The sequence below is a fragment of the Streptomyces sp. NPDC005195 genome (assembly GCF_040608315.1).
GTDB lineage: Bacteria > Actinomycetota > Actinomycetes > Streptomycetales > Streptomycetaceae > Streptomyces > Streptomyces kaempferi.
Map to the genome: position 1 here is coordinate 1 of NZ_JBEXHZ010000356.1, position 1283 is coordinate 1283.

Annotated in this window: 1 protein-coding gene; it reads right to left on the minus strand. The window is 68.1% G+C overall.

All coding sequences use genetic code 11. The features are described from left to right. Positions 1–32: 32 nt before the first annotated feature. Positions 33–1213 (minus strand): IS3 family transposase gene (locus ABZV34_RS39635; RefSeq protein WP_356011565.1). Its coding sequence is split into 2 segments (ribosomal slippage): positions 33–946 and positions 946–1213, totalling 1182 coding nucleotides; the frame shifts between segments, so codons are not numbered across the junction. Between the last annotated feature and the right edge of the window lie 70 nt (positions 1214–1283).

Below are 1283 nucleotides of genomic sequence, written 5' to 3' on the forward strand. Positions count from 1 at the left end.
GGGCCCTGACCCTTGATCGCGGACACCGGTTGTCATGCGGCAGAGGCCAGCGTAGTTGATCGTTGCTCGAAGGCGATCGGGCTGATCTGGCCGAGGCGGGAGTGCCTTCTTCGGGTGTTGTAGCGGGTCGCCCAGCGGAAGACCGCGAGCCGGGCCTCGCGCGCCCCGGTCCACCGCTTCTTCCCCTGCAGCGTCTCCCGTTTCAGGGATGCGTTCAGGGATTCCGCGGCGGCGTTGTCCGCGCTGGTGCCCACCGCACCGCGTGACCTGACCACACCGAGGTCCTCGCAGACCTGGGCGAACTCCTTGGAGACGTATTGCGCCCCGTTGTCGCTGTGGAAGATCGCCCCGCGCAGGCCGCCGGCGCCCCGGACCGCGGCCGCGGCCTTGAGTGCGTCGGTGACCAGCGAGGTGCGCATGTGGTCGGCGATCGACCAGCCCGCCAGTCGCTTCGAGCACAGGTCCAACACCGTGGCGAGGTAAAGGAATTGACCGCCTCCGATGGGCAGGTAGGTTATGTCGCCCACGTACCGGGTGTTCGGTGCGATCGCGGTGAAGTCGCGCAGCAGCAAGTCCGGCACCGGCGTCGCCGCCGGCTCGGGGATGGTGGTGCGGACCTTCTTGCGCAGGTGCAGTCCGACAATGTTGAACTTCCGCATGACGCGTGCCACCCGCTTGTGGTTGACCCGCTCACCCTCGTCACGGAGCTCGGCTGTCACGCGTGGAGCCCCGTAGGTGCCGTCGGATTCGGTGTGGATCTCGGTGATGCGCTCGGCGAGCTCGGCATCGGCCCGGGCCCGCTCGGCCCGCGCGTCCGCGCCGGCCAGCCACCGGTAGAACCCGGACCGGGAGACGGTCAGGACCTGGCACAGCCGCTTGACACCGAAGGCGCCACGGTGATCGTCGACGAACTGGAAGCGGCTGCTCACCAGCTGGTCTCGCCCGCAAAATACTTCGCGGCCCTCCGCAGGATCTCCCGCTCGAGCTCAAGCTCCTTGACCCGCGCCCGCAGCTGCCGGTTCTCCTTCTCCATCGTGGTGGCCTCGCCCGCCCCGGGCCGGGCCGCCTGCTCAGCATCCCGCACCCACGTGCGGAGCGTCTCGTGGTTGACACCCAGGTCCTTGGCCACCGACGCATACGTCCCACCCGGACTGGCGTGGTACAGCGCGACGGCATCCGCCCGGAACTCAGGCGAGTACTTCGACGTCCCCAATGGGAACTCCTGTTCTTCGGATCCTCACGATCCAATGATCAGGGTGTCCACGATCAAGGGGTAACGCCCG